Genomic DNA, 6,888 nt, shown 5'->3' with positions numbered 1-6,888 from the left:
ACGGGCCGGGCGTTCGCTGCGTTCACCGCGCGCTTCACCGAAGCGGCCACGGCCTTCGCCGGCACCGTTGCGATCGGGACGCGCGCCGCGGGCCGGGCGGTCGCCACGGCCTTCTTCGCGGTTTCCGGCAAAGCGACCGCTACGGCCTTCGCCCGAAGCGCTGCGATCGGGGCGGGCGCCGCGACCTTCGCCGCGTTCGCTGCGGCCTTCGCCAAAGCGATTGCCTCGGGCCTCGCCGGGGCCATTGCGATCGGGGCGCTCGCCACGCGGGGCGGGGCGGCCCGGACGGCCTTCGCTCCGGCTGTCAAAGCGACCTTCGTTGCGACTATCCGATCGGGCGTCCGATCGGGCGGGGCCACGGCCAGTGCCGCGATCGGCGCCGTCACGCGATCCGGGGCCGGAGGTACGCTTGGGACCGCCCGGACCTGACCGGCGCGGCGGACCAGATTTTTTTGGCGGTTCCACTTGATGCATTCCTTTTCGTGACGGGTGGCCATCCCCATATCAGGGCGGCATGTGCAATATGATGAACGGTGCCATAGCGCCGTCCATGTGAACGGCAAAGCCCCGGCCGGGCGCAACCCGGCGCCGGGGCGCGGCGTTGGTCGGTTGCATGGCGGAAACGGGGCAGGACAGCAAATGTTTTTCGGGCGAATCAGAGGGGACGACACCGCCAGGGACGGGGCGAGAGACGGGGCAGGTGCGCCGCGCAACGCCATTCGCAGCGTGCTGGTGGTGGAGGATGAACCGCTCGTCGCCTTCGACCATGAGCATATCCTGTCCCAGGCAGGCTATCGTATCGCCGCCACCGTCGACAGTCACACTCATGCTGCCCGCGTGATCGATGCCGGATCGGTCGATCTGGTCGTGACCGACATCAATCTGCGCGGTGGGCGTTGCGGCATAGAGGTCGCGCGTCATGCCCATGCGCGCCAATTGCCGGTGCTGTTCGTCACCGGTGCCTGTCCCGCCGATGCGCGATCGCTGGCGGTCGGCTGCCTCGCCAAGCCCTTCGCCCCGCGCGACCTGCTGGCGGCGATCGCGGTGGTCGATGCTGTGCTGGCCGGACGTGCGCCACCACGCAAGCCGCGCGGCATGAAGCTGTTCGCCGAGATCGCCTGACACCGGGCTGATCCGGGGCAGGCAGGCCCGTGCCGCTTGCCTCTGCTGCATTTGCTCATATGGTGGCGCCCGTAATGAACGGGCGCGGGGAATATGTGTGACAGATATCGCCGAGGGTAAACGGAACTGGCGGGATGTCATGCGTCCCTATTTCGGGAAAATGCCGTTCGTGGCCTTGTTGATCGGCATATCGAGCGGGTTTCCGCTTATGCTGCTGCTTGGCACGATGGGCTATTGGCTATCCAAAGTGGGTATCCAGAAGTCTACGATCGGTTTCGCTATCGGCCTGACGACACCTTATACGCTCAAATGGCTCTGGGCGCCGTTGGTCGATAAGCTCCCGCTTCCGATCCTCACGCGGCTTTTCGGTCAGCGGCGCGCCTGGCTGTTTTTCATTCAGTTGCTGCTGTTCGGCGCGATCTGGATGCTGGGGAGCAGCGATCCTTCCAATCATCTTGGCTATTTCGCCTTTTGCGCGATCCTGGTCTCCTTCCTGGGCGCGACACAGGATATCGTGATCGATGCCTATCGTATCGAGATATTGAGCGATGAAGAGATGCCTTATGGCACGGCGACGAACCAGTTCGGCTATCGGCTTGGCGCCTTCTTCTCCGGGGTCGGGACGATCTTCCTCTATTCACCGCAGACAGGACTCGGCCTTGGCTGGCCGCTTGCATATGGCCTGACCGCCTTGCTGGTGCTGCCCGGTGCGCTGGGGGCGCTCTGGGCTGGGCCGGGCACTTATGTTGATCGCCATGGGGAAATGGCCGGGAAGCGGTTCGGCGCATGGCTAAAGGAAACGGTGCTCAATCCCTTCATCGAGTTTCTGGGGCGCAAGGGATCGGTTCTGATCCTGCTGTTCGTGCTGCTCTACAAAATAGGCGATGCGATGGGGCAGGGCATGCTCAACCCGATGATCGTCGATCTTGGGTTCACCGATGCTGAGTTTATCGCCATCAACAAGGTCGTCGGCTTCTGGGGCCTGATCGTCGGCACGGCCTTGGCTGCGCCTTTCATCGCATGGCTCGGCATGGGGCGCGCCCTGTTTATATCGGGGCTGATGATGATGCTCAGCAATTTGACGTTCGTCATCGTTGCGATGCACGGCCATTCGAATTTGTGGCTGACCATAGCGGTGGCGACGGAGCAGGTGACGAGTGGTATCGGTTTGACGGTGTTCGTCACCTATCTGTCCGGCCTTTCCAGCCTTGCCTACACCGCAACCCAATTCGCATTATTGTCATCGTTCGCTGCTGTAGGTCGCACTTGGCTGGCTGCGCCGGCAGGGATCATCGCTGAGAATGTAGGATGGGTCGGATTCTGGCTGACGACGGTCGTCGCGGCATTGCCCGGCATGCTGTTGCTCTGGCTGATCTGGCATAAGGGCTTTGTCGTGGACAGCGTTCGTCAGCCCAGCACGACGGACGACTGAGGTGACGAATAGGTCGAACAATCAGGACTTTTGCATCGCATGATCTTCCTCGTCGCGTCCATCTGTATCCAGATCATCTGTGCGGTCGATGTCGTGCGCAGCGGCCGCAACCAGATCTGGATGCTGTTCATCTTCCTCTTCTCGCTGGCGGGCTGCTTTGCCTATCTGATGCTGGAGGTGCTGCCGGCCTATTGGGGCAATCGCCATCTGCGTACCGCGCGCAGCCAGGTGGTCGGCAAGGTCGATCCCGAACGCGGCCTGCGCAAGGCGCGGGCCGATCTGGACCTGGCGGAAACCGCCGCCAACCGGATCGCGCTGGGCGATGCGCTGCTGGACCTGGGCCGCTTTGCCGAGGCGGAGGCGGCCTATCGCAAGGGGCTGGCGCTGGGGCCGGGACAGGATGCGACGACGCAGGTCAAGCTGGCGCAGACCCTGTTCGAACTGGGGCGCAGCCGCGAGGGACTGGCGGAGCTGGACGATGGGCCCGAAGTTGGCCGGGGCAGTGAATGGGATCGGCGTGCGCTGTTGCGGGCGCGGATGCTGGCCGATATCGGTGAGGATGCGCAGGCGCGCCTGCTGTTCGAGGATGTGATGAGCCGCTATGCCGGCGAGGAGGCGCGCTGCCATTATGCCGCCTTCCTGCTGGAGCAGGGTGACCGGCTGCGCGCGCGGCAGATATTGGAGGAGGTCGAGCAGCGGGCCAGGCGGCTCGACCGCACCCAGCGCGCCGCCCAGGCCGACATGTATCGCTGGGCCGGCGAGCGGCTGGCGGAGTTGCGGAAGGCGGCGGCTTAATTTGCCGCGTAGAGGTCCAGCGGCCGGCCAAGGTCGCTATGCGCCTGCGCCACCGCCTGCAGGCAGGTGAGCGCGCCCAGCGCATCGTCATTGCCCAGCAGTCCCGAGACATTGTCGAAGGCGGTATGCGGATCACGCAGCGCATCGCCCACCGCTTGCATGATCGCCGCCTCGTCCGCGGTCATCCGCGCGCAGCAACAGGGCGCGACCAATATCTTGCGGCTGGCGGCGCGCGCCAGTTCCAGCATCATCGCGCGCATCAGCACCAGGGGCCGGCGATAGCTTTTGCCGAAGGCGCCCAGCATCGCATTGGCGGCATGGGCATCATTGACCCCGGCCGTCGCCATGCGGCGCATGACGAACAGGAACAGCCGATTGCCATAGCCGCCCGGAATGGGCCGGGGCAGTTCGACGGGGTAGCTTTCTCCATATGCCATGCGGGTGCGCCTTTGTGTGACTCGGGGATACACAAGCTACGCTATTGCGAGGCATTCGCAAGTCTAAATCAGTCGGGTAATTGTCCGTTCAACCGCAAAATCTCTCCGGCCATATAGAGCGAGCCGGCGATCAGGATGATCGGTGCTGCATCCTGGGCCTGGGCGGCATCCTGCGCGATGGCGGCGATCGCTGCTTGCGGCCCGTCATGGGCGGTGCAGCCTATGCCCCAGCGGGCGGCGATGGCGGCGAAGCGTTCGGGCGGATGATGATCATGCCCCGGCACCGGCAGCGCATGGATATGGGCGATCCGGCCGCCGAACGGCGCGAGATAGGCATCCATATCCTTGTTGGCGAGCATGCCGATGACGAGCTGGATCTGGCGGCTGTGCAACCGGTCGGCGGTGAAGAAGGCGCTGATCGCCTGGCCGGCGGCTTCATTATGGCCGCCGTCGAGCCAGGCTTCCGCCGCATCGGGCAGGGCCGCGAGCAGCGGACCGCGCTCCAGCCGTTGCAGCCGGGCGGGCCAGTGCGCCCAGAGCGGCGCGGCCTTCAGCGCCGCCTCGCTGACCGGCACGGCCTGCTGATGGCGGAGCATGGCGATGGCGAGGGCGACATTCTGGACCTGATGCGCGCCGGGCAGGCGCGGCATCGGCACGTCGACATGGCCCTGTTCGTCGCGATAATGGACCCGGTCGCGATAGACGGCGGCGTCCCAGGCGGAGCCCATGGCGAGCCATCGGGTGCCGGCGCGATCGGCGGCGTCCTGCATCACCGGGGCGAGGGCGGCATCATAACGCTGCGTCACCAGCGCCGCGCCGGGCTTGGCGATGCCGGCCTTTTCCGCGGCGATGACGGGCAGCGTGTCACCCAGGAAGGCCTGATGATCGATACCGAGCTGGGCGATGCCGCAGACGACCGGATCGACGATGACGTTGGTGGCGTCGAGCCGCCCGCCAAGGCCGACCTCGATGATGCAGGCGTCGGCATCATGTTCGGCAAAGGCGAGGAAGGCGGCGGCGGTCGTCACCTCGAAGAAGCTGGCACCGATCCCTTCGGCTACATCGAGCACGCGGGCGAGATAGGCGGCGAGCATGGCATCGTCGATCAGCTTGCCGGCGATGCGGATGCGTTCGTTGAAGCGGACCAGATGGGGCGAGGTGAAGACATGGACGGTCTTGCCGTCCGCCTCCAGCGCGGCGCGCAGGAAGGCGCAGGTCGACCCCTTGCCATTGGTGCCGGCGACATGGAAGACCGGCGGCAGGCGATGGAGCGGATCATCCAGCCGCTCCAGCAGCCGGGTGATCCGCTCCAGTCCCAATATGTCGGCGCCGGGGGACAGCGACCAGAGCCGGTCAAGTTGGGCCTGGACCTGCGGGTCGTCCGAAACGGCATGGTCGGCCATGGCGCGCTGATCCCCCTATCGCGCTTTTGAGGCTCAGGCGGCGGCGCGCGGCGTCAGATAGCCGATCACGCGGGCCAGCGTGTCGCGCAGTTCGCTGCGATGGACCACCATGTCGAGCATGCCATGGTCGAGCAGATATTCGGCGCGCTGGAAGCCTTCGGGCAGCTTTTCGCGGATCGTGCTTTCGATGACGCGCTGGCCGGCAAAGCCGATCAGGGCATTGGGCTCCGAAATCTGGATATCGCCCAGCATCGCATAGCTCGCGGTCACGCCGCCGGTGGTCGGATCGGTCAGCACGACGATATAGGGCAGGCCGGCCGCGTGCAGCTTCTGGATCGCCACGGTGGAGCGCGGCATCTGCATCAGCGAGAGGATGCCTTCCTGCATGCGTGCGCCGCCGGCAGCGGTGAAGATGACATAGGGGCATTTATGCGCGATCGCGTCATTGATGCCCTGGATGAAGGCCGCGCCCACGCCCATGCCCATGGAGCCGCCCATGAAGGCGAAATTCTGCACGCCCATGACCAAAGGCACGTCGTCGATTGCGCCGCGCGCATTGATGAGCGCATCCTGGTCGCCAGTGGAGGCGCGGGCGGCCTTGATCCGGTCCGGGTAGCGCTTGCTATCGCGGAACTTGAGCGGATCTTCCGGCACGCCGGGCGTCGGCAGCAGGATGAATCCGGCGTCGAGGATCTGCTCGAACCGTTCTGACGGGCCGATGCGGCCATGATGGTCGCAGCGCGGGCAGACCGAGAGATTTTCCTCCCATTCCTTGATGAAGACCATTTCCTTGCACGACGGGCACTGATGCCAGAGCGTTTCGGCGGTGGTTTCCTTCTTGGTGAAGGGCAGGGCGTTACGAACGCGGTTGATCCAGCTCATGCTGCGGTCTCCCGGATAGAAGTGGTGAGGGCGCCGCTGAGCGACGCGACGAATTCCTGGACGAAGGGGCCGGCGGCATCGCCGTGCGAGCCGACGATGTCGACGATCGCCGAGCCGACCACCACGCCATCGGCGACGCGGCCGATGGCGGCAGCCTGTTCGGGCGTGCGCACGCCGAAGCCGACCGCGATCGGCAGGTCGGTGGCGGCCTTCAGCCGATCGACGGCCATTTCGATATTGGCCTGTGCCGCCTGCTGCTTGCCGGTGATGCCGGCGACGGCGACATGGTAGAGGAAGCCGCTGGCGCCGTTCAGCACGGCGGGCAGGCGGGCGGCGTCCGTGGTCGGGGTCGCAAGGCGGACGAGGTGGACGCCGACGGCGCGCAGGGCGGGGCCGAGTTCGGCATCTTCCTCCGGCGGGATATCGACGCAGATCACGCCATCGACGCCGGCGGTCTGGCACTGGTCGGCGAACCAGTCGGACCCGCGCGCCAGCATCGGATTGGCATAGCCCATCAGGATCAACGGCGTTTCCGGGTGGCGCGTGCGGAAATCGGCGGCCAGCGCGAACACGTCCCTGGTCTTGGTTCCCGAGCCGAGGCTGCGCAGGTTCGCCAGTTCGATCGCCGGGCCATCAGCCATCGGATCGGTGAAGGGCATGCCCAGTTCGATGATGTCGGCGCCGCCCGCGACCAGCGCATCGAGGATGGCAGGGGTCGCGGCAACGTCCGGGTCACCGGCGGTCACGAAGGTGATGAGGGCCGCGCGGCCCTGTGCCTTGCAGGCGGCGAAGCGGGTGGCGAGACGGTCGGTCATGC

8 protein-coding genes are annotated in these 6,888 nt (G+C 65.8%); 4 read left to right on the top strand and 4 right to left on the bottom strand.

Translation table 11 applies throughout. From position 1 onward, the window contains the following. The 4 genes from A0U87_RS26235 to A0U87_RS15860 form a co-directional block, all read left to right on the top strand. Window positions 1–429: hypothetical protein (locus A0U87_RS26235; RefSeq protein WP_206366604.1), on the top strand; the 429-nt coding region annotated here is incomplete at its 5' end. A 210-nt stretch (window positions 430–639) separates the two neighbouring features. Further along, window positions 640–1,122, top strand: coding sequence for a response regulator (locus tag A0U87_RS15870; protein ID WP_026109123.1), 483 nt, complete (start codon window positions 640–642; stop codon window positions 1,120–1,122). Window positions 1,123–1,261: 139 nt separating this feature from the next. After that, a complete protein-coding gene (locus A0U87_RS15865; RefSeq protein WP_137405685.1) occupies window positions 1,262–2,554 on the top strand; it encodes an MFS transporter in 1,293 nt (430 codons plus the stop codon). A gap of 39 nt (window positions 2,555–2,593) precedes the next feature. Then, window positions 2,594–3,349, top strand: a complete 756-nt coding sequence (locus A0U87_RS15860; protein WP_137405684.1) for a tetratricopeptide repeat protein — start codon at window positions 2,594–2,596, stop codon at window positions 3,347–3,349. Here A0U87_RS15860 and A0U87_RS15855 read toward each other — a convergent pair. From A0U87_RS15855 to trpA, 4 genes are all read right to left on the bottom strand, one after another. Next, window positions 3,346–3,786: a DUF6628 family protein gene (locus A0U87_RS15855; protein ID WP_004207660.1), complete on the bottom strand. Its 441-nt coding sequence runs from the start codon at window positions 3,784–3,786 to the stop codon at window positions 3,346–3,348. The genes A0U87_RS15860 and A0U87_RS15855 overlap by 4 nt on opposite strands. Window positions 3,787–3,854: 68 nt before the next feature. Beyond that, on the bottom strand, window positions 3,855–5,189 hold the full coding sequence (locus A0U87_RS15850) for a folylpolyglutamate synthase/dihydrofolate synthase family protein (RefSeq protein WP_048938437.1): 1,335 nt from the start codon (window positions 5,187–5,189) through the stop codon (window positions 3,855–3,857). A gap of 33 nt (window positions 5,190–5,222) precedes the next feature. Beyond that, a complete protein-coding gene (accD, locus tag A0U87_RS15845) occupies window positions 5,223–6,071 on the bottom strand; it encodes an acetyl-CoA carboxylase, carboxyltransferase subunit beta (protein WP_004207658.1) in 849 nt (282 codons plus the stop codon). Continuing rightward, window positions 6,068–6,886 carry a tryptophan synthase subunit alpha gene (gene trpA / locus A0U87_RS15840; RefSeq protein WP_048938438.1) on the bottom strand — a complete coding sequence of 273 codons (819 nt, stop codon included), beginning with the start codon at window positions 6,884–6,886 and terminating at the stop codon, window positions 6,068–6,070. Before trpA ends, accD begins: the two co-directional genes overlap by 4 nt. Between the last annotated feature and the right edge of the window lie 2 nt (window positions 6,887–6,888).

It is taken from the genome of Sphingobium sp. MP9-4 (genome assembly GCF_005281675.1).
In the GTDB taxonomy this organism is placed as follows: domain Bacteria; phylum Pseudomonadota; class Alphaproteobacteria; order Sphingomonadales; family Sphingomonadaceae; genus Sphingobium; species Sphingobium yanoikuyae.
Note: the sequence above shows the minus strand (reverse complement) of the source record. Positions and strands in the feature narration are given on the sequence as shown.